The organism is Galactobacillus timonensis, from assembly GCF_900240265.1.
In the GTDB taxonomy this organism is placed as follows: Bacteria; Bacillota_I; Bacilli_A; order Erysipelotrichales; family Erysipelotrichaceae; genus Bulleidia; species Bulleidia timonensis.
The window spans coordinates 1,611,953-1,633,450 of record NZ_LT964739.1 but is presented as its reverse complement, the minus strand read 5'-3'; the positions used below and the strand labels follow the sequence as shown (position 1 = coordinate 1,633,450).

24 protein-coding genes and 1 rRNA gene are annotated in these 21,498 nt (G+C 50.6%); 8 read left to right on the top strand and 17 right to left on the bottom strand.

Annotation, left to right across the window (positions count from 1 at the left end; translation table 11 throughout):
* Positions 1–15: 15 nt before the first annotated feature.
* The 9 genes from C1714_RS07725 to C1714_RS07685 all read right to left on the bottom strand — a co-directional run bounded on the left by C1714_RS07725 (position 16) and on the right by C1714_RS07685 (position 6,963).
* Positions 16–651 (bottom strand): redox-sensing transcriptional repressor Rex, encoded by a 636-nt coding sequence (locus C1714_RS07725; RefSeq protein ID WP_102342639.1) that lies wholly within the window; start codon positions 649–651, stop codon positions 16–18.
* A 96-nt stretch (positions 652–747) separates the two neighbouring features.
* Positions 748–1,767 carry a tRNA (adenosine(37)-N6)-threonylcarbamoyltransferase complex transferase subunit TsaD gene (gene tsaD / locus C1714_RS07720; RefSeq protein ID WP_102342638.1) on the bottom strand — a complete coding sequence of 340 codons (1,020 nt, stop codon included), beginning with the start codon at positions 1,765–1,767 and terminating at the stop codon, positions 748–750.
* Positions 1,745–2,212 carry a ribosomal protein S18-alanine N-acetyltransferase gene (rimI, locus tag C1714_RS07715; protein ID WP_167849978.1) on the bottom strand — a complete coding sequence of 156 codons (468 nt, stop codon included), beginning with the start codon at positions 2,210–2,212 and terminating at the stop codon, positions 1,745–1,747. The genes tsaD and rimI overlap by 23 nt, the downstream gene beginning before the upstream one ends.
* Positions 2,209–2,811, bottom strand: a complete 603-nt coding sequence (tsaB, locus tag C1714_RS07710) for a tRNA (adenosine(37)-N6)-threonylcarbamoyltransferase complex dimerization subunit type 1 TsaB (protein ID WP_102342637.1) — start codon at positions 2,809–2,811, stop codon at positions 2,209–2,211. The genes rimI and tsaB overlap by 4 nt, the downstream gene beginning before the upstream one ends.
* Entirely contained in the window at positions 2,808–3,245 is a 438-nt protein-coding gene (gene tsaE, locus C1714_RS07705) for a tRNA (adenosine(37)-N6)-threonylcarbamoyltransferase complex ATPase subunit type 1 TsaE (protein ID WP_210115275.1), read from the bottom strand. The genes tsaB and tsaE overlap by 4 nt, the downstream gene beginning before the upstream one ends.
* Before the next feature lie 165 nt (positions 3,246–3,410).
* Positions 3,411–3,516, bottom strand: a 5S ribosomal RNA gene (rrf, locus tag C1714_RS07700).
* 338 nt (positions 3,517–3,854) lie between these two features.
* Positions 3,855–5,018 (bottom strand): ABC transporter substrate-binding protein, encoded by a 1,164-nt coding sequence (locus C1714_RS07695; RefSeq protein WP_102342635.1) that lies wholly within the window; start codon positions 5,016–5,018, stop codon positions 3,855–3,857.
* A gap of 473 nt (positions 5,019–5,491) precedes the next feature.
* Entirely contained in the window at positions 5,492–6,169 is a 678-nt protein-coding gene (locus C1714_RS07690; protein WP_102342634.1) for an HAD family hydrolase, read from the bottom strand.
* 14 nt (positions 6,170–6,183) lie between these two features.
* Positions 6,184–6,963: a hypothetical protein gene (locus C1714_RS07685; protein ID WP_102342633.1), complete on the bottom strand. Its 780-nt coding sequence runs from the start codon at positions 6,961–6,963 to the stop codon at positions 6,184–6,186.
* 84 nt (positions 6,964–7,047) lie between these two features.
* Here C1714_RS07685 and C1714_RS07680 point away from each other — a divergent pair, with 84 nt between their 5' ends.
* On the top strand, positions 7,048–8,370 hold the full coding sequence (locus C1714_RS07680) for a class II D-tagatose-bisphosphate aldolase, non-catalytic subunit (RefSeq protein ID WP_102342632.1): 1,323 nt from the start codon (positions 7,048–7,050) through the stop codon (positions 8,368–8,370).
* Between the two features lie 90 nt (positions 8,371–8,460).
* Here the strand turns inward: C1714_RS07680 and C1714_RS07675 are convergent, their stop codons facing one another.
* On the bottom strand, positions 8,461–9,162 hold the full coding sequence (locus C1714_RS07675; RefSeq protein ID WP_102342631.1) for a hypothetical protein: 702 nt from the start codon (positions 9,160–9,162) through the stop codon (positions 8,461–8,463).
* Positions 9,163–9,251: 89 nt separating this feature from the next.
* Between C1714_RS07675 and C1714_RS07670 the strand changes: the two genes are divergently transcribed.
* On the top strand, positions 9,252–9,479 hold the full coding sequence (locus C1714_RS07670) for a hypothetical protein (protein ID WP_102342630.1): 228 nt from the start codon (positions 9,252–9,254) through the stop codon (positions 9,477–9,479).
* Between the two features lie 35 nt (positions 9,480–9,514).
* On the opposite strand, the gene C1714_RS07665 is transcribed toward C1714_RS07670, so the two are convergent.
* The 3 genes from C1714_RS07665 to agaV are packed head-to-tail and all read right to left on the bottom strand — an operon-like array spanning position 9,515 to position 11,692.
* A complete protein-coding gene (locus C1714_RS07665; protein WP_102342629.1) occupies positions 9,515–10,378 on the bottom strand; it encodes a PTS system mannose/fructose/sorbose family transporter subunit IID in 864 nt (287 codons plus the stop codon).
* On the bottom strand, positions 10,368–11,153 hold the full coding sequence (locus tag C1714_RS07660; RefSeq protein ID WP_102342628.1) for a PTS sugar transporter subunit IIC: 786 nt from the start codon (positions 11,151–11,153) through the stop codon (positions 10,368–10,370). The genes C1714_RS07665 and C1714_RS07660 overlap by 11 nt, the downstream gene beginning before the upstream one ends.
* Positions 11,154–11,209: 56 nt before the next feature.
* On the bottom strand, positions 11,210–11,692 hold the full coding sequence (gene agaV, locus C1714_RS07655; RefSeq protein WP_102342627.1) for a PTS N-acetylgalactosamine transporter subunit IIB: 483 nt from the start codon (positions 11,690–11,692) through the stop codon (positions 11,210–11,212).
* A 218-nt stretch (positions 11,693–11,910) separates the two neighbouring features.
* Between agaV and C1714_RS07650 the strand changes: the two genes are divergently transcribed.
* The 4 genes from C1714_RS07650 (at position 11,911) to C1714_RS07630 (ending at position 15,592) form a co-directional block, all read left to right on the top strand.
* Positions 11,911–13,089 carry a helix-turn-helix domain-containing protein gene (locus tag C1714_RS07650; protein WP_102342626.1) on the top strand — a complete coding sequence of 393 codons (1,179 nt, stop codon included), beginning with the start codon at positions 11,911–11,913 and terminating at the stop codon, positions 13,087–13,089.
* 283 nt (positions 13,090–13,372) lie between these two features.
* Positions 13,373–13,846: a DUF6431 domain-containing protein gene (locus C1714_RS07640; protein ID WP_135567918.1), complete on the top strand. Its 474-nt coding sequence runs from the start codon at positions 13,373–13,375 to the stop codon at positions 13,844–13,846.
* A gap of 34 nt (positions 13,847–13,880) precedes the next feature.
* The gene (locus C1714_RS07635; RefSeq protein WP_167849977.1) at positions 13,881–15,296 is read left to right on the top strand and encodes an ISL3 family transposase; all 1,416 of its coding nucleotides are present in this window, start codon (positions 13,881–13,883) and stop codon (positions 15,294–15,296) included.
* A complete protein-coding gene (locus tag C1714_RS07630; RefSeq protein WP_102342622.1) occupies positions 15,293–15,592 on the top strand; it encodes a hypothetical protein in 300 nt (99 codons plus the stop codon). Before C1714_RS07635 ends, C1714_RS07630 begins: the two co-directional genes overlap by 4 nt.
* A gap of 216 nt (positions 15,593–15,808) precedes the next feature.
* Here C1714_RS07630 and C1714_RS07625 read toward each other — a convergent pair whose 3' ends face one another.
* Together C1714_RS07625 and C1714_RS07620 are read right to left on the bottom strand one after the other, a co-directional pair.
* Positions 15,809–16,255 carry a PTS sugar transporter subunit IIA gene (locus tag C1714_RS07625; protein WP_102342621.1) on the bottom strand — a complete coding sequence of 149 codons (447 nt, stop codon included), beginning with the start codon at positions 16,253–16,255 and terminating at the stop codon, positions 15,809–15,811.
* 29 nt (positions 16,256–16,284) lie between these two features.
* The gene (locus C1714_RS07620) at positions 16,285–17,469 is read right to left on the bottom strand and encodes an SIS domain-containing protein (protein WP_102342620.1); all 1,185 of its coding nucleotides are present in this window, start codon (positions 17,467–17,469) and stop codon (positions 16,285–16,287) included.
* Between the two features lie 184 nt (positions 17,470–17,653).
* Here C1714_RS07620 and nagA point away from each other — a divergent pair, with 184 nt between their 5' ends.
* A complete protein-coding gene (gene nagA, locus C1714_RS07615; protein ID WP_102342619.1) occupies positions 17,654–18,802 on the top strand; it encodes an N-acetylglucosamine-6-phosphate deacetylase in 1,149 nt (382 codons plus the stop codon).
* Entirely contained in the window at positions 18,802–19,350 is a 549-nt protein-coding gene (locus C1714_RS07610; protein ID WP_102342618.1) for a hypothetical protein, read from the top strand. The genes nagA and C1714_RS07610 overlap by 1 nt, the downstream gene beginning before the upstream one ends.
* A 105-nt stretch (positions 19,351–19,455) precedes the next feature.
* Here the strand turns inward: C1714_RS07610 and C1714_RS07605 are convergent, their stop codons facing one another.
* Positions 19,456–20,073, bottom strand: a complete 618-nt coding sequence (locus C1714_RS07605) for a flavodoxin family protein (RefSeq protein ID WP_102342617.1) — start codon at positions 20,071–20,073, stop codon at positions 19,456–19,458.
* A 25-nt stretch (positions 20,074–20,098) separates the two neighbouring features.
* Positions 20,099–21,301: a class I SAM-dependent rRNA methyltransferase gene (locus C1714_RS07600; RefSeq protein WP_102342616.1), complete on the bottom strand. Its 1,203-nt coding sequence runs from the start codon at positions 21,299–21,301 to the stop codon at positions 20,099–20,101.
* Positions 21,302–21,498: the final 197 nt, after the last annotated feature.

The window sequence follows — 21,498 nt, the reverse complement described above, 5'->3', positions numbered from 1 at the left end:
TATCTCCTCGCTAATTCACTTGTTATCGGAGCGGGTTGATTCATTGGCTTCAAACACCAGCTCCTGAATGGACGATACTACATCAATCTGTTTCACAATTACATTGGAAGGCACACTGAAGTGTTCATTGGCAAAGCTTACGATTCCCGTAATGCCATTGGCAACAAGGAAATCCACCGTCTCCTGCACATCCTGGGAAATCGTCATGATCGCGATCCGGCAGCTTTCCGGTTTATTCGTCGGAAGATCCTTCAGCGCATATACCGGAACACTGGCGCCCTTGACCTTCTCCGGATACAGGTCGAACGCACACACAATTTCACCGACCACATGATCCCAGCGATTGTAATTGAGCAGGGCCTTGCCGAGGTTTCCGCAGCCGACCAGAATGATCTTCTCATCGAAGTTCATTCCCAGCTCTCCGGAGAAAATCCGGATCAGATCATCGACCTCGTAACCGTATCCCTGCTTGCCAAGATTTCCAAGAAAACTGAAATCCCGCCGGATCGTTGTACTTTCAATGCCAACATAATCCGCCAGCTCACGGGACATGATCCTTGTCACACCTTCCGCTTTCAGCTTACGCAGTGCCTTCAGATAAATCGGATAACGGTGCAGCGTCGCCTTAGGTACTCTTCTAGTTTTTTCCATCTTGTCGCCCCCTGGCTTGTTTAACAAAGACAATCCTATCACAAACAGAATTCATTTGTGAAAGTGAGAATAAAGATGGATTGTACAAATTAACAATTATTCTGTTTCACCCGGCATCGGTAGCGACGGATCCGCCGCATCTGCCAGCGTACCGAACAGTCCATGACAATAGGCAGGATAGGCACTTGCCCCGATCATCGCCGCATTATCGGTGCAGTACTTGATCGGCGGCTGCACCAGTTCAATGTCCGGATACTGTTTCATTCCATCCGCCAGCATCACACGCAGACGGCTGTTTGCCGCAACGCCGCCGGCCGTTACTACCATCTTCGGCGAAAGATCACCGACTGCCGCAAGCGTCTTGCGTACCATTGCGCCCAGGGCCGTCTCCTGGAAGGCATAGGCAACATCTTCCTTGATGATCGGATTGCCTGCCTTTTCTTCACGGGCGATCATCTGTGTCACCGACGTCTTAAGACCAGAGAAGCTGAAGTTGTAGGCACCTTCCACATGCGGCTCCTTCAGCGTGTAATGCGGCTTGCCAAGCTTGGCCATCTTATCGATGACCGGGCCGCCCGGATAGCCTGTCCCAAGAACACGGGAAACCTTGTCATAGGCCTCACCGATCGCATCATCCATCGTCGTACCGATGATGTGGAATGTATAATCATCCGGCATCCATACCAGCTGCGTATGGCCGCCCGAGATCACCAGAGCCAGCAGCGGAAACTGCAGATCATGATCGATCGCAAAGCGGTTGGCGTAGATATGTCCCGTCATGTGGTTGATCGGAAGAAGCTTCTTGTCAAACTGCCAGGCAAGTGTCTTGGCCGCCTGCACACCGACATGGAGCGAACCGATCAGGCCCGGTCCCCGCGTATAGGCAATCGCATCGATCTCATCCATCGAAAGACCGGAACGCTTCACAGCCTCCTGAATGACTGCCGAAATGTTTTCGACATGGATGCGGCTCGCCACTTCCGGCACAACGCCGCCATAGAGCGTATGCACATTGATCTGACTGGAGACGACGCTGGAAAGAATTTCCTTCCCATCCCGTACCACGGCGCATGCCGTTTCGTCGCAGCTCGTTTCAATTGCCAGTATCGCTGTCATTTTCTAATCCTCCCAAGGGTTTTACCATCAGATAGGCATCCTCCCCATCCTCATAATAATGGCGGCGGATATTTGCCTGAAGAAACCCGTATTTCTCATACAGACGCAACGCCGGCAGGTTGCTGAGACGCACCTCCAGCGAAAGATTCTCACATCCCGCCTCAATCGCGGCGGACACCATCCAGTCCATCAGTGAAGCACCGATCCCCTGCCGCTGAACGGAAGGAGAAACTGCGATGTTCGCCACCTGGGCCTGCTCATACATGATCCAGAGATCGCAATAACCGACAAGCCTGCCATTCCTCTCTTCCCCCGCAAGCAGGGCATAGGGATTTTCCTGCAGCTCATAGACGATCTCCTTTTTCGGCCAGGGATCTTTTGGAAAGGCATCCGATTCCAGATGAAGGATTGCGTCAAGGTCGTCCATCGTCAGACGACGGATCAATGGATGCCGGTCAGATAGGCTGTCGTCGACTTCAGATAGACCGGCTTCACAAGATGAACATTCGGCTCCAGATGCCATTGACCTTCAAGATCAAGGAAATGCTGAGCAAGATCCGGCCACACATCTTCACGATTCACAAGATGTCCGTCGCCGACAATATTTTCCGATCCGCATTCGCCGGCAATATCTGCGCAGGACTGCACACTGATATCTCCCTGCAGCTGACCGTTTTCATAGACAGCTGTATAGACACGCTGACCGCGCGCGTCCAAAAGTACACGTACATGCGCTGCTTTTCCTGCAAACAGTTCCAGCGTCGGAACGGTGTAAATCGGCTTATTTCCCATGGCGCAGAACACCTTGGCAATCGTCATGGCAATGCGTACGCCGGTATAGCTTCCCGGGCCCTTGGACACAACGACCTGATCGATTTCAGAAGGCTTCAGACCATTGCGGTCCATCATAGCCGTAAGTTCAGGAAAGATTTCTTCCGACTGATGTTTCCAGCAGGACTTCTGCACATGGCCGATCAGCTGATGATCCTTGATCAGGGCCAGCACCAGAAAGGTCGAGCTCGTATCCATGCATAGTGTAATCATTTCAGTTCCTCCAGAAGTTTCTCATAGCGCTCACCGATGGCTTCAAAGGTGAACTCACGGGCATCTCCATCGAGAAGATGAATGGAAATGCGCAGATACTGATCCGGTACAAGATTGGGCATGAACTGCGACCATTCAATAACCGTTAGACCGTCATCATCGAGAAATTCATCCAGCCCAAGATCCTGCGAAACACCTTCCATCCGGTAGGCATCGATGTGATACAGCGGCATGCGTCCATGGTAAATCTTCAGGATATTGAAGGTAGGACTGGTAACGTTCCGTGTAATATCAAGACCTTTGGCAATGCCCTGGGTCAACGTGGTCTTTCCGGCACCGAGATCGCCCTGCAGTAAAAAGACCATGTCGGGTTGAACCAGGCGCCCAAGCTTTTCGCCGAGCTGCCACGTTTCTTCCCTTGATTCTGTTTTCATAATCAGAGTTTTCATAATCAAGCCTCGCGTTGATTATTATACGCACAGAAAAAAAGCAATTACAGCAAAAACACCGGTAAAAGCGCGAAAAGAAGGCATTCTTCCGAATAATCCTGCCTCCAAAACATATAAAAAAGAGAAGATCGGATAGATCTTCTCAAGAGAACCCGGCGGCGTGCATACTTTGCCAAAGGCTATGTCCGCCCCTGCAGTGCTTAACTTCTGTGTTCGGGATGGGAACAGGTGTGACCACTGCGGTATCGTCACCGGATCAAATCAGGGGATTGCTCCCTGAAAACTGAATAACAGTACAGACGTAATAGAATGTTGGTCTTTCTAAATGGCGTTTCGATTTCTTCTTTGGATAATAGTCTCGTGTGAATAAATCTTCGATCAATTAGTANCTCCTTTTCCTTTCCATTCAAAAACCGCCTGTTTTACCAGACGGTTTCGTGGTGGGATAAACCTTCTTGGGGTACCCCGACACCCCAAGTTTTTTTACTTCGTTTTCGGGGCCTCCCCAGATAAATTTAGATCGCCCTATAAAGGGCTGGCAGCTGCGCCAGCCCTGGTACTTTTATCGATCTCTTTGAACTCCAGTCGGAATGATCAGTTTCCGGTTGCCGTCGACGGATACATCATGGAAATCTGATCATCCGTAAGCGAAACGCCGAAGACATCCTGATAGTATGCCTTCACATCCGCATCAATGTCATAGTCCGAGAACAGATCCGGATACACAACCTGTGCCATCCACTCCAGCACCATCGGCGTATCAACGCTCGGCGTATAAGAGCGGTACGTTCCCATCGGCATCTTGTAAACGCGCTTGTCCTGCACTGCCTTCACAGAGCTCCAGTCATCACTGCCAACCGCATTGTTGTACAGATCCTCCGGCTTCGTCGGCGTAAAGTTGGTAAGAATGATGACATCTGGATTCCATGCATATACCTGCTCCATCGTAATGGCCGCATTCTTGTTTTCCGCCGGAATCTCGTTGGCCGCATTCAGAGCGCCAACCGCATCGCACCACCACTGACCGAAGAAATTCGATCCCGAGGTGACCATTTTCGTATCATCGTACTGGAACAGGAACAAAACCGTCTGCTTCTGATCATCGGCCAGATCCTGCACACGGCTGCTGACCTCATTGTAAACCTTGGTCGCAGTATCCGAAGCCAGTGTCGTCCGCGACCCTGCCATACCCGGATAAATCTGATCCAGAAGCGCAATCCACTGATTGAAGGTCTCAATGCAGTCATAGTTGAACTTGGTCGGTGAGAAACCAACCGCCGTCAGACCCGCGTTCTCAAGCATCTCTGCTTCCGAAGAATTGCCGGCATTGTAATAAACGATATCCGGCTCCAGTGCTGCAACTGCCTCAACGTTGAGATCATCGCCGTTCAGAATTTCCGTATCCACATTGACGATATCCGGATAGAGCTGCGAAAGTACACCGTTCTTTGCCGCAGACATGCTTGTCGGCTCCATCGCAATGATGCTGTCGCACGAATTCAGATACACCGTCAATACCGAAGCCAGCGGATAAATGTCCGCGACCACAACCTTCTTCGGATTGGTTGGAACCGTGACCGTTCTGCCCGCATGATCCGTGATCGTAACCGAGCCCGTATCCTCTACTGCTGCCGTTGTTTCAACAGCCGCTGTCGTTTCAGCAGGTGCCGAAGAAGCTGCCGCAGCCTGCGAAGAACCGCAGCCGGCAAGCATAGAAGCTGCCAGTAATAATGAGATGATTAATTTTCCTGTTTTCATAAATCCCCCGCTTATTATTTCAGGCCGGATTTGCACACGGGTGCTATCGCCCCCCTGATTTTGCCTTCTTTCCGGCAAACAATGTTCTGTATCTAAGCGTTTCAGGCGTTTCAAAACCTAGATTTAACAGAAGGTCGATCTTTTCGTAGATATCATTTGGTGCGTTGATGACGCTGGCTGTAATGGGTTATGACGTCATTCCGAATAAAGTCTTCGGAAGAAGTGCGGACAGGCAACAAATCCCAGGGCGTTTTACGCCGGGATTTGAATCGATTCGGCTTTGAGTTCATTGGGGTGGTGGCCCTAGACTTAGGCAGACAGCAGTGCAGGGCCACCACGCACCAAGTACACAGCTGCCTGCCTGAGCATACTTTCTAAGTTCCTGTCGGAACTGCCATAATCGTATGCCAATTAGCACCCGTGTGCAAATCCGGCCTTTATTATTTTAGCTGTTGACGGTCTCTGTTTCCATCCTAATGATTCCATTCGGCATGGTCCAGGAACAGATCACCGATCTCCTTGAAGTTCGAAACCATGCACACGTCATACAGCGTCACGCACCGATGCTCGTAGCAGTACCACACCGGCATCATGCCCGCCTTACTGGCCCCGAGGATATCTGTATCAAACGTATCGCCGATAAAGGCAATTTCCTCACACTTCAGACCAAGCCGCTTCGCCGCCTCGTTATAAATGCGAACATCCGGCTTATCAACTCCAAAATCCTTCGAGATGATTTCCGTCTTGAAATATGGGTGAAGATCCAGAATATCAATCTTCGGCTCCTGCGTATCCAGATGGCCATTGCTCACAAGGCCCAGAACATACTTCTCCTTCAGCCGGTCCAACACCGCATATGCATCCGGCATCGCCACCTGGTACTGCGGAAACAGCCGGTACCAGATCTCAACATACTTCTCCACGTCAAGATCCGGCTTCCACTTCTCCTTGATCATCGTCAAGGCATGGCGCTTGTTGATGGTGCCGAATTCATCCCATAACATGCATCGCTGCACCCGCGCCTCGAACTCAATCGAGTGCACATCCATTTCCGGAAACATCGAATGCAGCAGATAGCGGTACATAAAGTAGGCCGACTCCACCCGATAGGACAATGTCCCGTCAAAATCAAACAGAATTCCCTTGATCATCCTTTTTCTCCCTGTCATCGCATACGGATCATCGTCACATCATCATCCGTAATATAACGAAGCTCATTGATTCTCTTTTTCATTTCTTCTTCGGAAATAATGGTCAGAATTACGGGATCCGCATCCGCAAGATGTGCAAATCCATCCGACATTGCATACACATGCTCGCCTTCCTGCAGCTGCACCGTTCCACAGAACGCATGCGCAATGCCAGTGCCATCGAGCGATCCGACCCAATAGCCACCGGGCGTATTGAGTGCCATCCGCTGTTTCCGGTTCATTTCCCAGAACTCTTCCAGCGCCTCTTTTCTTTGAAGCTCTGCCATCGTTTCAAAGCTGTCCGCTCCATACTTCTTCAAAATCCGTTTTTCGTTTTCGCGATTGGCTGCGGAAGTCATCGCAAAGGAAGGATCCGTAAAGCGTTTTCCCAGAGAAGTCCGGATCTCACAATCCGCAAGGATCAGATACGAAAGCTCATTTTTCTCAATTCTTCCCAGCGCACAGGCAAACGTTGGCAGACGATACTTCTCAATCGCATCGAAGTCCCTGAGCGACTGACGATATTCCTGCTCCACTTCCTTGACCGCGGCTTCCAGCAGAATGCGCAGATCACAAATCCTATCCGCATGAAGAAACAGGTGTTGAGAGATGCGTTGAACCGTGCCCTCCACATCACCACCGCCAAGAACAGGCGGAAATAAAGGCGTCGCCCCATCCAGCACCCAGAAAGTCTGATCCCTGCTTCCTGCCGCATCCTGATTGGGATGATTCAAACCTTGAACACTGACTTCCATTTCTCTCTCCAAAAGTGCAACTGCCGCGTTTAATAGCGCAAACCGCCCTTGCTATAATAGCCTGAGAAAAGGAGCTTTTTCCATATGAATGAACATCCTCTTAAACACGTTGTTCGTCTGCAGAAGGAAGGAAAGCAGGTTGGCATCTATTCCGCCTGCACCAGCAGCGAGATTGTCTTGCGCGCATGCATGGAGCGGGCAAAGGAAACCAGCTCCGTCCTGCTGATTGAGGCTACAGCCAACCAGGTTGACCAGTATGGCGGCTATACCGGCATGAAGCCGGCCGACTTCATGAAATTCATTCAGCGCCTTGCCGGCGAAGAAGGAATTCCGATGAGCCAGATCATTCTCGGCGGCGACCATCTCGGACCGCTGACCTTCACCCGTTATAACGAAGACAAGGCAATGGCCGAGGCACGTGAACTGATCCGTCAGTTCGTTCTTGCCGGCTTCACCAAGATTCATCTCGACACTTCGATGAAGGTTGCTTCTGATGATCCCGATACCCGTCTTTCGGATGAAGTCATTTCCCGCCGCGGCGCCGAGCTTGCCCAGGTAGCGGAAGATTCCTACAAGGAGCTGCTCAAGACAAATCCGAACGCAGTTCATCCGGTTTACATCGTCGGTTCCGAAGTTCCGATTCCGGGCGGAAGTCAGCAGTCTGTTGATACAGGTCTTCAGGTCACCAAAGTCGAAGACTTCAAGAATACTGTTTCCATTTTCGAAAAGTCATTCCATGAACATGGTCTGGATGAGGCATGGAATCAGGTTGTCGGCTTCGTCGTTCAGCCGGGCGTTGAAGAAAAAGATGCCGGCTGCACACCGTATGATCGTTCCAAGGCCGTGGACCTCATGGCTTCTATCAAGGAATATCCCAACTTCGTCTTCGAAGGTCACTCCACCGACTATCAGACAAAGTATGCGCTGCGTGAGCTCGTCGAAGACGGTGTCGGAATTCTGAAGGTCGGTCCGGGACTCTCCTTTGCGGCACGTGAAGGTCTGTTCGCTCTGGCTTATGCTGAGAAAGAAGTCTTTGCAGATCAGCCTGAGAAGCAGAGCCACTTCATGGAAGTACTTGACGCCGCCATGGTTGCCAACCCTGTCTACTACCAGAAGCACTATCACGGCACCCCGGCAGAAATTGCCTACCGCCGTAAGTTCTCTTTCTCCGACCGCAGCCGCTACTACATGCCGACGGAAGAAGTCAGAAAGGCTCAGGAAGTTCTCTTCAACAACTTCAAGGATGGAGTTCCGCTGGGCGTTCTGAGTCAGTTCATGCCGCTGGAGTATACGAAGGTACGTGAAGGCAGACTGCACAACGATCCGCTTTCACTGGTCAAGGACCGCGTCATCTACACCGTAGATGAATACCTCTACGCTTCGCACCAGAACGAAATCAAGTTCTGATCTGCTTCATCAATACTTATGAAAAACAGGCACCGCCCGCTGGACGATGCCTGTTTTTTTTATTCTTTGTTTGTTATTTTTTCTGATGATTCATATGCGGGTTTTCAGCAGAAGATCCAGATCACCTGTCTTCTGAATGTTCTGGACAACTTCGTGTGACTTGGTGTTCCGCAGCTTGCCTTCCGCCTTTTCAAGGGCCAGTTTCGCCTGCTTCTTATCACCGCGCAGGTAGTAGGACTGCGCCGCGCGAAAATAGCAGACGCCTGCCGGAATGTCATCCTGAAGCGTACGTGCCTTTTCCATCAGCTCACCCGCATACTTTCCATCCTTATCTACATAGATGGTTTCAAGATACTGCGCCTCCTGCAGGGACTCCTTGTAGCGCTCTTTGGCCTTCTTGCCCAGTTCGTTATAAAGACTTTCCATCTGCGTATAGATTTCCTGAACCCGCTTATAATCCTGGCAGTCAATCCGGTACAGCATCTCTTTCTGCAGAACAAGGAAGCGGTCTGCATCACGCAGTTTTTCCTTCGCCGCTTCTTTGAAAATCTGATCCAGATCATCTTTGTCATCCTTGACCAGATATGCGTCAATCTTCATCAGCGTACGCATCTTCCTGGAAAAGAAGAACTTTGCCTGCCTCGTTTCCAGTTCCTTGAGATAGGCATCCGCATTTCCCTGCCGATACAGAAGAATTGACAGATAGGCGATCTCGCGCTGCGAATAGAAAAAGTAAGCGACGAAAGCAGCCGCACCGCAGATCACCAGGATCCAGAATAATGTCCAGTTCATAAATACCCCCTAAAATTACCAAACCCGGAAACAGAAAACATCTGATTCAATGGTACCATTGAACTGCAGAAACGAATCAAGGAGATCAAATGAAAACACCCATCGTTACGGCCATCATCGTGATAGCCATCGCAGTTCTGTTTTATGTCTACCGCAAGTCCCAGCTGAAAAATAAGGCAAAGACCGGCGATTACCACATTCCTCTCAGTGATGACATTCAGAAGACATACTTCGACGAATACGAGAAGGAACAGGCAGAGAATAAAGCAGCACAGACATCTGAATCAGGCGAAGAAAAAAAAGCAGGGCGACGGTGAATAACCGCTGCACCTGCTTTTCTTGTTTCAGAATCTCAGCTGTGCCAAGGAACCGGTACCAGAGACGTATACGTTCCGGACCAGATACCGAACATGCAGCCAACGATGCCGATGACCAGAAGCAGAAGGATGCACTTGGAAGCAGACCATCCCTTCTTCTTGATCAGGTTGTAGCACATCAGCGTCAGAGCCAGCGGAATCATTGCCGGCAGAATGCCGTTGAGCAGAGCCTGCAGGTCAACTGAGGATTCGCCGTTCGGAATAACCATTCCAAGAGACGTTGCACCGTAGTTGCAGGTCAGAGCGCCGACAACGAAGACACCGAGCAGCGATGCAGCGTGTGTGAATTCACGTGCATTAGCCGTCAGAACTTCGATTGCCTTGGTGCCCATGTCATAGGACCAGTACATCAGCCAGTAATGCAGAGCCATCTGTACGCCGAAGGTAATGATGAAGTACAGGATCGGGCCAGCCATGCTGCCGCCGATAGCCATGTTAGCCGTGATACCAGCAGTAACCGGAACCAGTGTGAACCAGAACAGAGCATCACCGATGCCGCCCAGAGGACCCATTGCCGCAACACGTACCGCACGGATCGAGTTGATGTCAGCCTTCTGCTGTTCCATCGACAGGACGATACCCATAACGAATGTTACGAGGAACGGATGCGTATTGAAGAACTCAAGGTTGTGCGTCATGGACTTGGAAAGATCTTCCTTGTTGGTGTGAATCTTCTCAAGACCCGGAAGAATAGCCCACAGCCAGCCTGCTGCCTGCATACGCTCGTAGTTGAACGAAGCCTGCAGGTTCAGAGACCGCCAGACCATCTTGTTGAGAGTAGCCTTATCCAGCTGAGGAGCCGGTGTCAAATCTGTATAGTGAAGTGCATCAGATGCCATCGTCGTCACCTCCGCTCGTTGTGATGCTCTTAATCTTGACGTTCATCGTGTAATCATAGATTGCAATCGCTACGCCGATGAATGCGCAGAGAAGCAGGGTTGCACCGGAAGTAGCGTCAACATTGCCAAGCAGTGCTGCTGCTGCGAAACCAGCCAGGTAAATGCCCCACATATCGTCTGCGAGCATGATCTTCAGGAGAACCGCGAAACCTACATAACGCATCATTCCGCCGGCAACACCGAGACCGCCCATGAACCAGGAAGCACTCTCAGAGAATGCATTCAGTGCATTTCCAGCAGCTTCGCCGCCTACATAAGCAGCAACAGCCAGAATTGCGAACAGAGTTCCGAGGAAGCACATAGAGATGAGGTTGACCTGTGTGATTCCCTTCGGATTTGCTTCCGCAGCAGCCTTATCCGCACGAGCCATCATTCCCGACATGAATGTGAATGTCAGGGTAACAGCGTACTGGCCGAACAGCGAGAAGACGACGGCGAGACCAAGAGCCTGGTCTACCGGAAGCTGAGACTTAACGGCAAAGATCATTGCTACGACACCGCCAAGAACTGCGTTAGGCGGCTGAGCACCACCGACCGGCATGTTGCCGACCATCATGAGCTCGTAGGTTCCGCCTACGACCAATCCGGTCTTTACATCGCCGAGAATTGCGCCAATAATCGGGCAAGCAATAATCGGACGATAAAGCAGCTCGGTCAGTGAGAACTGATCAATTGCGAAGATGAATGTTACAATCGCCAATAAAACGACCTGCATTGATTAATCCTCCCTTTCTCCTGAGTTTGAAGCTGTAAAGCGATGACTGTCCAAAATTACTTGAACAGCTTATTGAGATCCTCCGCAGGTTCCTGCGGAACACGACGGATCTCCAGTTCAACACCAAGTTCCTGAAGCTTACGGAATGCAGCGACATCCTCATCATTGACTGCAACCGAGCCCACTACCTGGCGTTTCCCCTCTGCCATATGCATATTTCCGATGTTGACCTTCTTGATCGGAACACCGCCCTCAACAAGCTTGAGGACATCCTCCGGGGTCTCGCACACCAGGAAAATATGCTGCTTGGGCGATGCCTTGCCGATCGTATCGATCGTCTTCTGGATCGTCCAGTAACGTGTCTGGGCATAGGACGGTGCTGCCATGTCCATCAGGCCCTGACGGAGCTTGTTTCCGGCAACCTCATCATTGGCTACCAGAATCAGATTTGCATTAATAGATCCGGTCCACTGTGTTGCGACCTGACCGTGGATAAGACGATTGTCGATACGGCATAAAACGATATCGGGTGTTCCCATAAAGCAATACTCCTTTCCAATGGTTCTATGGATCTCAGCGGAAGTAACCGCTTTCTCATGCATTCATACTAGTTCTCTCTGTTTTTCAGGTCTTTGCATTTTCGGTGATATGTGTTGCATTTTTTGTTTCTGTTTTTTTCGGAGATAACCAATCGTGAGCTTTGTGGGAAATTGTGGTATTCTCTTAATAGCGTATTTTTTACAAGTGAGCGGTTCTTATGTATAACAAAACATCCAGTTCCGTTTTTCTGGCCTATGGAAATGTTGTAGAAAAGATCCCTGACGGCCTCGAAAAGAAAGAATTAACCATTTACGACGATAAGGTTTCCATTCTTGATTCTTTTGACAGCGACGTTTATATCGAACCGATGGAAGGCATGGGCCTGCTGCGCATTGTCAAGAATCCCCAGCTCGATACCCCGGACAACTTTGCCATTCACCGCAACATCCGCATCAAGCGCGGCTGCTGGTTCCGCATTGTCCCAATGTCAGACTACATTGTCTTCCACCTTTATATCGCACCCGGAGCTCATAAGGAACGCTACCGGCTCCCCGAACCGATTCTCTATCATCACATTGTACCGACAACGACCGTCCGGGAAATCATCGCCTTCTATTATGTTGTGAAACGGCCCCACTATCATTTCTCAGGGGAAGTCAGCCGCTATTATGAACTGACCTATGTCGATCACGGTTCCCTCGTAACAACGGTCGAACAGAAACAGTATGAAATCAAAGCCCAGCAGGCCATGCTTTACGGCCCCGGCCAGTTTCATGACCAAAGCGTCACCTCCACAGACTCCTGCTCCTATCTCACAGTCATCTTCAAGGTGGACAGGCCATTGCCGGCAAATATGCTGAACACGGTCTTCTCGTGCAGCCGCCGCGCCGTCGGCGTCATCAACCATTTCGTTTCCGGGTCTGATTACCATGACTATCTCAGCAGTGACGTTATGATTGCATCGCTGCAGTTCTTCCTGGTCTTCCTTGCCGCTTCGATCATTCCGGAACACGAGGAAAAGAAGGCTCCGAAACCCATCTCCCCGATCAATCAGCACTTTGAAGACCGGCTCCTCGAGGAAATCATCGAGTATATCAATGAACATCTCAATGACCCTCTGCCCGTCGATCAGATCTGTCAGCGATTCTCCATTTCCCGCAGCACACTGCAGAACCTATTCAAGAACAATCTGCAGATTGCTCCGAAGCAGTACATTAACAACGCGAAGCTGAACCGCAGCCGCGCCATGATCCGCAAAGGCGACATGACGATATCCCAGATTGCCGAAAAGCTCGGCTTCACTTCCATTCACTACTTCTCCCGCAAGTTCACTGCCAGCTACGGGATTACGCCGAGTGAATTCGCCCGCAAGATCTATACTTCTTCCGATGATTAAAAGGACTATCTAAAAATAGATGGGGTTTGGGGGTGCCTCTAAGAAATCCTGGGATTGATGATCCGGGAGGAGTTAAAGAGCTGTAAACCCTCATGGGGAGGCACAACGGCCTTCTCCTTTTCGAATTTACCGATTATCATGCGGTTAGAGACATCAATAGAAAGGAAAAGGTTCAGAGACAAAGCTTCCCAGCACTCTCTGAACCCGTAACCAAAACCATGGTTAGTGTACCACATTCACAATACAAAATTGTTAAACATCCTAATCATCCGAATGATTTTTGATGAAATGCAGCGAACCTGTTTTGGATCCTGAAACAGGCCTGCCAATGAGATTCTGCGGAACTGCCAGAAGGTGCGTTAAAACGCCAAAAGGTTCTTACTGGATCTGGATTCCTGTCGCCGTCTCTTCCAACGGAAGACATCACCGTGTTCTCCCTGATTTCCTTGTCCCTTACAAGCACTACTCGGTGCAGACCATCGAATCGGCTCTGGACAATGATCTGGATCTTGATCGTTATTCGCTTCCTTCCGATTCTTCCGTTTACCGTTGGAACAAATGGCTCGATAAGCTCATTGTGCAGCTCCGGATTTTCCTGAAGCTGGTTGATCCGCCTGATTCGCTGCTTCAACAGCTTCGTGTTCTATTCCGGCGTGATGTCCGCCGGGCTCCAGAATATGATTCTTCCAGTGGCTGGGTGGCCGGAATCAATCTCTGCCTGAATAGGCCAAATGACTTTGACTTGGGCCTTTCCTGATCTTCCCCTATGCTGGGCTCAAAGGAGAAGATCTATGTCCGAACAATCTGATAAACAGGCCATTCTTGAATTCTTTAACCTCGATACAGGCAGTGTGGAGAATGTCATCTTCCATAATGACAATGGCAGTGCGTCTGTCCATGTTTTACTGCGGCCGGATCATCCGCCTTGTCCCGATTGCGGCTGTACCCTGCCAAGGGTTAAGGACTACATTGACAAGAAGATAAGCCACGGCGTCTTTACTGATCGTGAGTGCACCATCTTCTATCATGCCCGCAGGTACATCTGTCCTGTCTGTCATCGAACGTACTATGAGAACAATCCATTCTGTTTCAGGAAGCAGCACATCTCCGCCCTCACGGTTGAAAACATTCTGAACGATTTGAAGATTCAGACCGAGACCTTCGCTTCCGTCGCTAAGCGGTATCACATCTCTCCCACAACCGCTGCCTCCGTCTTCGATGCCCACGTAAAGGAGGCGCGAAGACCTCTGCCCACATTGATGTGCTGGGATGAGAACTACGCATTTTATCATCCGGGAGAGAACTCAAAATATGTGTTCGTTATTCTCGACTTTGAGTCACAGGAGCCGGTGGATATCCTGCCAAGCAGAAGAAAAGATTATCTGCTCAGCTACTTTCTCAAAATCCCAGTGGAAGAGCGAAAGCGCGTCAAAATGATTGCCACGGACATGTATAGTGAATACCGCGCCATCATACGTCAGCTGTTCCCTAAGGCCTATCATTCCGTTGACCATTATCATGTCAGCCAGGAGCTCTCCAGAAAGGCTGACAGCGTCCGGATCAGAGTAATGAAGCAGACTCCAAAATATATTGAAGGCACAAAAACACAAACCAACGAGTATTATCTGCTGAAGACATTCAACTGGATGATATTCAAGCGGCTGGACGCCAGAGACAAAGATGGTAAAAAGCTGTTCGATCCCGGCCATCCAAGGAAAATGAACCGCAAGCTGAACCGGTTCCTCAATTATTACGAAATTAAAGCCATGATCGAAGCCGTTCATCCCGATTTGAAAAAGGCATGGGACCTCAAGGATGACGTTGTGGACTTCTATGACAACTGCACTTACGATACTGCGCCCCAGGCTCTGAATAAACTGATTCAGTCCTTCGCTGCCAGTGGCGTTCCGGAAATGAAAGAGTTCTCCCGCACCCTGATCAGCTGGAGAGAGGAGATCATCAACTCATTCATTGTCGTAAAGCAGCGTCATACAGTCGATAAGGACACAGGCCAGGTGGTAGTGTCCGACATAAAACTGAATAACGGATTGATGGAGAACCGGAACTCAATCATCAAGACGATCAAAAAAGCAGCCAACGGATATACCAACTGGGACAGATTCCGCAACCGCTGCCTCTATGTGCTCAGAAAGAGCTCCAAGCCAATGTTGAATCCTGTCATTCCGCCAAAGAAGGTTAAGCAATGACTTCAACCAGCTTTCAGCCCCTGAGCCCCGAACAGGCATGGATCACTGCAGAAGGAGCCCGTTTGTATGGCAAAGAAGCAGAACAATATCTGCAGGCCCGCATTCGTTCCATGAACCGAATATGCCGCTCAGCACAGCGATTAATGCGCGGCATTGAATGTGAGCTGAAGCAGCGTAACCAAACGAGCAATATGACTCTGTATACCATGAACACAGACGAGATGCTTGCCCGCATCGCTATCTATTGCGAGATGTTTCTGGACGAATACGAAGAACTTCAGGAGACGCAGCCGTAACAGGCGGTCTCCTTTTCCTTTCCATTCAAAAACCGCCTGTTTTACCAGACGGTTTCGTGGTGGGATAAACCTTCTTGGGGTACCCCGACACCCCAAGTTTTTTTACTTCGTTTTCGGGGCCTCCCCAGATAAATTTAGATCGCCATTAAAAGAAGCTGTGCCCCCGCAGGAGCACAGTTTCTTTTTTTGATCAATATGAATCAACGAATGATCAGCTCAGATTCCTTCGCCATCCTCCGGCTCCTCACGAACCGGATCCTGATAGACGTAGTGAATCGGCAGCGACTTGCCGGTCTCAACAATCTGATCCGCAAAATCATCAACGGACGCATCCGTAAATGTGCGGCTCATATTTGCCTCAATCAGCATGCCCAGGTTGGTACCCGAAACAACGGCAATCTTCGGTCCCTTGAGCGTCATCGAAAGCTCTGCCGAAATCTTAAAGGGCGAACCGCCGGTCAGATCTGTGAACACCAGAATGCCTTCCGTGCAGCCGCTCAGCTTTTCAAAAGCAGCCTTCAGCTTCGCCTCGAGGTCTTCGCTCGAATCCGTCGGCAGGAAATCAACTGCCTCATAATTCTCCGGCTCACCGGCAATCAGCTTTACTGAGCTGGTGAGGCCGCTGGCAAAATTGCCATGTCCCGTAACAACAATTCCAATCATCTGTTTTCTCCTGTAGATCAATCTTTCAATTAGTGCTTAGAAGGATACGGATACAGTGTAACACCCTTAACGACGCGGTTCACTTCCCCTGTAGGGCAGGGATTGTCCGGCGTATCACCATTCTGCAGTGAACGGAACAGAGCGATCAGCTGCGCACACAGAACGTAGTCAAGGCCAAGGAACACATTGTCCTTTGCGCCTGTATTGAAGCAGTAATAGTAGTCAGCCAGCTCCTTCGCCTTCTCTTCCGGCGTATTGCATACAACAAGAATCTTGTTGCCCTTGCGCTGAACCGACATCTCATGGACCAGATCCATTTCATACTGACGCTGGTATGCACCGTCGGAGAGATAGACAACCGTCAGCGTCTCATCATTGACGATCGACTTCGGACCATGACGGAATCCCATCGGTGTATCGTACATCGTCACAACCTTGCCGGCGTTGAGCTCAAGCATCTTGAGAGCCGACTCCTGCGCAATGCCCTTCAGCGTATTCGTACCGAGGTAGACGATACGGTTGTATGCATAATCCTCATCAATCTTCAGCATCTCGCCAAAGTTCTCATCCAACAGCTTCGCACCGGCAGCTGCGACTTCCTTGACCGCAGCTTCCGCCTCATCCAGATGATCCAGAGAGAAGCACAGCAGGCACGCCAGATACATATTGGAGAAGCTCGATGTCATTGCAAAGCTCTGATCCAGCGTCTCCGGCGTCAGGTTGATTGCCAGGCAGCGGTCGCCTTCACTTGCGGCACGTCTGCTCAGAGCACCGTCCTTGTTGCAGGTAATGAAGAGGTTGTAGACATTGTCATTGACAGCTTCAACCGACTGAATGGCGCCAATGGATTCCGGAGAATCACCGGAACGGCCGAAGCTGATCAGAAGCGTAGGACGATGCGGCGTAACGAAGTTTTCCGGCGTCGGCGTCAGATCCGTGCTGCCAAAGCTCTTGGCCTTATAATTGGTAACTCTGTTCAGATAGGAGAACAGTGCGTTGCCGACGAATTCCGACGTTCCTGCACCGGTAAGGATGATGTCATAATCCGGCTGCGATGTGACCTTGGAGATGAATGCCGCGATCTCATCCTTCATGGAGCGGATCTGGGCAACAGTCTTCAGCCAGGTTGCCGGCTGCTGATGAATTTCCGTAGCTGTAAATGTAGCTTTCTTTTCTGCAAGTTCTTCCGGGGTAAAGCCAAAAATGGTACTCATGATTTTCTTGCCTCCTATAGACAAGCCGATTATAGCAACTCGATTTCTACCATTAAATATTCTGGTTGAAACTTCACAAAGGTCTACCGAAATCTGCAAGCATCATCTGTGAAACGGAATAATAAACATGCTAATGTAATAGTAGTTAAAGACGGCTGACACACAGCCGAAAAGGAGAAAATACATGCTCATTCAGAGTTCACGTGTCTGGGTCTGCGGTGAATTTATCCCTGCCCAGCTCGACATTGAAAATGGGAAGATCAAACAGATCCTTCCGCTTAACACACGTACCCCGGATTTCGACTATGGCGATCTGAGAATCGTACCGGGCTTCATCGACATCCATTGCCACGGTGCCTACGGCTATGACACAAACTATGCAAAGCCGGATGGACTGCGCAACTGGGCGAAGAACATCACCCACGAAGGTGTCACAGGCTTCATGTCCACGACCATTACCGAACTTCATCCGGTTCTTATGAAGGCGGTTGAAAACGTTCGTGACGTCAAGAAGGATTTCCAGCCGGGCCGCGATGGTGCCGATATCCTGGGCATCCACTTCGAAGGACCGTACCTCGATATGCAGTACAAGGGTGCACAGCCGCCCGAGGCAATCGTTCCGCCTTCCGTTGATGAATTCAAGGAATACCAGGAAGCTTCCGGAAACAACATCAAGATCATTACCCTTGCTCCGGAACACGATCCGGATCTGGCTCTGACCCGTTATGCTAGCAGCCATGGCGTTGTCGTTTCCATCGGTCACTCCGGTGCAACGGCCGAAGAAGTCAAGCTCGCTGTCGCAAACGGCGCCAAGTCTGTTACGCATACATACAACGGCCAGTCGCCGTTCAACCACCGCAAGAACGGTGTCACGGGCATGGCTCTGCGTCTGCACGATCTGTATTCGGAAGTCATCTGTGACTGCAACCACTCGACGCCGGACGCTCTCAACATCTTCTTCACTTCGAAGGGCCGCAATCACGGCATCATGATCTCCGACGCTCTGATGGCGAAGGGCTTCAAGCCGGGTGACAAGTTCATGTTCGGCGGTCACGAAATCGAGATCTATCCGGACGGTTCTGCACATCTGACGGAAAGCGGCAGTCTTGCCGGTTCGACGATGCGTATGTGCGATGGTCTCAAGAACCTTGTCGAGCGTGCTCTTGTTCCGTTCGATGTTGCTCTGAATTCCGCTACGGCCAACCCGGCTGCACTGCTTGGTCTCGATGATCACATCGGACATCTGGCTGCCGGCTACGATGCGGATATCGTTGTCCTGGAGGATGACTACAACGTCAAGGAAACCTTCTGCAAAGGAGTTGCCCAGTTCTGATGAGCAATTCTTCTTTCGACAAGAAGGCGGATGTCATTGCCGGTCGCAACGTATACATCAACGAAAAAGGGCAGCATATTCTGTACGACAAGGCAACATCCCGCGGCTACATCATTCCGGAATCGCAGTCGGGCTCCTTTGTCCTCTACCATAACCGGATCGCGCTGGCGATTGCCGTAGGCATGCTGCTGGCGGCGTTCATGAATACATGGCAGATGCCGCTGGTCATTGCCGTCATCTTCTATGCGCTGCTGGAGCTGCGCTATCGCAGAAACTGGCTGCCTTCGCTTGCTCACAAGGAGCACTATCGTCCCGAGCATCCCTACAGCCTGCAGGAAGCGCTGATCAAAGGCAAAAACCAGCCGCGCTGCATTCTTCTGATGTTCCTGTATCTTGCCTTCGGCATCCTGCTGGTCGTCAATGAATACCAGATGGAGGCTGGTACCGCCCTGATCATCGGATCCTGGGCTGTGCTTGCTGCATGCGTCTACATGGCAGCAAATTATCTGATCGCCGTTCTGAAAATGAACAGCGTGGAATCTCATTGAGTTTTCATTCAAAGCCGGGCAACCGGCTTTTTTATACCTGTACGCAAAGAAAAGAAGCTCTGTACCGCATATTCTGCAGCACAGTGCTTTTAAATACGTAATCTATCAGCGAATGAAATTAGTGAAGGCATGGGGTTCCTTTTCCGGAAGACCGTATTTCTCTTTGCCCAGGGCAATGCTGCGCATCAGAAACACCATGTTTCTTGCAAGCGTACGCATCGTCTGCATGCCTTCTTCATCCTGCGCCGCCTCACCTTCGCTGCGGCCGTACACTTCGTTCCAGTACTGACTGGAAACGACCGGCATATTGGAAATCGTAAAGTACTTGTTCAGTTCATCAAAGGTTGCGGTCGTTCCTGCCCGCCGCGCAATGACGACACTCGTCCCGACCTTCATCGACTTGTCGAACCTGGTGCTGTAGAACAGCCGGTCAAGGCACGAGATCAGTGTCCCGTTGGCAGACCCGTAATAAACAGGCGAAGCGATCACGAGACCATCAGCCTCCTCAAACTTCGGTGCAAGCTGATTGACAACATCGTCGAACACGCATATTCCCGTCCTGTCACAGGTACGGCAGGCGATGCAGCCGCGCACATCCATCGATCCAATGCGCACCGTTTCGCTTATAACCCCTTCCGCATCGAAAACCTTCTTCATCTCCTTCAGCGCAAGCGAAGTGTTTCCGTTTTCATGCGGACTGCCGTTAATGATCAATACCTTCATACATCCCTCCGGATTCTCTGTAGATTCAGTCTTTCGGACACACCTGGAAAAAGAAGAACTTCAGATACGAAGTCTCATCCATCGTCCAAAGCACCGGATGATCACTGTTCTGCTGCGTCACCGAAATCTGACGCAGGTAAACGCCGGCCTCCTGAGCCGCCTCTTTCAGCATCTTCTCAAAGAGCTCTGTCTCCATATACCGGCTGCACGAACATGTCGCAAGATAGCCGTCGCTGCGCAGCAGATTCATCGCCCGCGCGTTGATGCGCCTGTATCCCTGATAGGCATGATCAACGGTACGACGATCCTTGGTAAAAGCAGGCGGATCCAGAATGATCAGATCATAGTCACCCGGATGAATCTGATCCAGATAGTCAAACACATCAGCCTGCACAAAGGAAACGTTTTTGAGCCCGTTCAGATCCGCATTGGCCCTTGCCTCATCCAGCGCCGTCCCCGACACATCCACGGCCGTCACCTGCCTTGCCTTTCCTTTGGCCGCATTCAGCGCAAAGCCGCCCGTATGCGTAAAGCAGTCAAGCACCCGCAGACCTTCAGAAGCCTCGCGAATGATCAGACGGTTGCGCTTCTGATCCAGAAAGTAGCCCGTCTTCTGGCCGTTTTCGATATCGACGTTGAGCTTCAGACCGTTTTCATCAATGACCTGCACCGTCGTTATGTCCGCATTGTTCCAGGGGCCTTTATACAGCTCAAGTCCTTCCTTTGCTCGCGCCTTGACATCATTGCGCTCATAAATGCCGCTGATCTTCGCACCGTCTGCGCCCATCACATCCAGAAGAATCGCATAGATGTCCGCCTTGATCCGCTCCATGCCGGCCGTTGTAATCTGGCTGACGAGAACATCGTTATAGCGGTCCACGGTCAGTCCCGGAAGAAAGTCTGCATCGCCGAATATAATACGGCAGTTGCTCAGATTGTTTCGCTCCGTCACCTTCCGGTAGTCCCAGGCCGCCTGAATTCTTCTTCGGAAGAACGCTTCATCAAAGACCTGCTCAGGATTCAGTGACAGAATCCGCACCGGAATATAGCTGTCCCCTTTATAGAAGCCGGCTCCGTAGAAATTTCCATCCGGATCAACGATCGAAGCGTAGGGACTTTCTGCGCAGGCTTCTTCCGTCGAAACCAGATTATTCCTGTACATCCACCGCTGTCCCCGCTGAAGAAATGCAGCACCCTGCTTTGAAATCACAACCTTTGGATAGTTCATGGTTCCATCTTACACCAACACCTTATGAAAACGGTCCCGAACCGGGACCGCCTGATCTTTGCTGAATAATCCGCTTTTGCACAGTGTTGGTGAAGAATCTATAATTTGGATAGCCCGACGGGGCTAGAAAGCTAAAACGCTTTGGTAAGTGGTTCTGAGTTAGCTGTGGTAGGCCTCCTCATGACTGCTTACTTAAG

Coding starts and splice junctions, on each gene's coding strand:
- C1714_RS07680 (WP_102342632.1), top strand. CDS start 7,048: ATGAATGAACATCCTCTTAAACACGTTGTTCGTCTGCAGAAGGAAGGA.
- tsaB (WP_102342637.1), bottom strand. CDS start 2,811: ATGATTACACTATGCATGGATACGAGCTCGACCTTTCTGGTGCTGGCC.
- nagA (WP_102342619.1), top strand. CDS start 17,654: ATGCTCATTCAGAGTTCACGTGTCTGGGTCTGCGGTGAATTTATCCCT.
- C1714_RS07690 (WP_102342634.1), bottom strand. CDS start 6,169: ATGATCAAGGGAATTCTGTTTGATTTTGACGGGACATTGTCCTATCGG.
- C1714_RS07640 (WP_135567918.1), top strand. CDS start 13,373: ATGAAATGCAGCGAACCTGTTTTGGATCCTGAAACAGGCCTGCCAATG.
- tsaD (WP_102342638.1), bottom strand. CDS start 1,767: ATGACAGCGATACTGGCAATTGAAACGAGCTGCGACGAAACGGCATGC.
- C1714_RS07685 (WP_102342633.1), bottom strand. CDS start 6,963: ATGGAAGTCAGTGTTCAAGGTTTGAATCATCCCAATCAGGATGCGGCA.
- agaV (WP_102342627.1), bottom strand. CDS start 11,692: ATGGGAACACCCGATATCGTTTTATGCCGTATCGACAATCGTCTTATC.
- C1714_RS07630 (WP_102342622.1), top strand. CDS start 15,293: ATGACTTCAACCAGCTTTCAGCCCCTGAGCCCCGAACAGGCATGGATC.
- C1714_RS07660 (WP_102342628.1), bottom strand. CDS start 11,153: ATGCAGGTCGTTTTATTGGCGATTGTAACATTCATCTTCGCAATTGAT.
- C1714_RS07650 (WP_102342626.1), top strand. CDS start 11,911: ATGTATAACAAAACATCCAGTTCCGTTTTTCTGGCCTATGGAAATGTT.
- C1714_RS07670 (WP_102342630.1), top strand. CDS start 9,252: ATGAAAACACCCATCGTTACGGCCATCATCGTGATAGCCATCGCAGTT.
- C1714_RS07665 (WP_102342629.1), bottom strand. CDS start 10,378: ATGGCATCTGATGCACTTCACTATACAGATTTGACACCGGCTCCTCAG.
- C1714_RS07635 (WP_167849977.1), top strand. CDS start 13,881: ATGTCCGAACAATCTGATAAACAGGCCATTCTTGAATTCTTTAACCTC.
- C1714_RS07695 (WP_102342635.1), bottom strand. CDS start 5,018: ATGAAAACAGGAAAATTAATCATCTCATTATTACTGGCAGCTTCTATG.
- C1714_RS07625 (WP_102342621.1), bottom strand. CDS start 16,255: ATGATTGGAATTGTTGTTACGGGACATGGCAATTTTGCCAGCGGCCTC.
- tsaE (WP_210115275.1), bottom strand. CDS start 3,245: ATGAAAACAGAATCAAGGGAAGAAACGTGGCAGCTCGGCGAAAAGCTT.
- C1714_RS07620 (WP_102342620.1), bottom strand. CDS start 17,469: ATGAGTACCATTTTTGGCTTTACCCCGGAAGAACTTGCAGAAAAGAAA.
- C1714_RS07675 (WP_102342631.1), bottom strand. CDS start 9,162: ATGAACTGGACATTATTCTGGATCCTGGTGATCTGCGGTGCGGCTGCT.
- C1714_RS07605 (WP_102342617.1), bottom strand. CDS start 20,073: ATGAAGGTATTGATCATTAACGGCAGTCCGCATGAAAACGGAAACACT.
- C1714_RS07610 (WP_102342618.1), top strand. CDS start 18,802: ATGAGCAATTCTTCTTTCGACAAGAAGGCGGATGTCATTGCCGGTCGC.
- C1714_RS07725 (WP_102342639.1), bottom strand. CDS start 651: ATGGAAAAAACTAGAAGAGTACCTAAGGCGACGCTGCACCGTTATCCG.
- C1714_RS07600 (WP_102342616.1), bottom strand. CDS start 21,301: ATGAACTATCCAAAGGTTGTGATTTCAAAGCAGGGTGCTGCATTTCTT.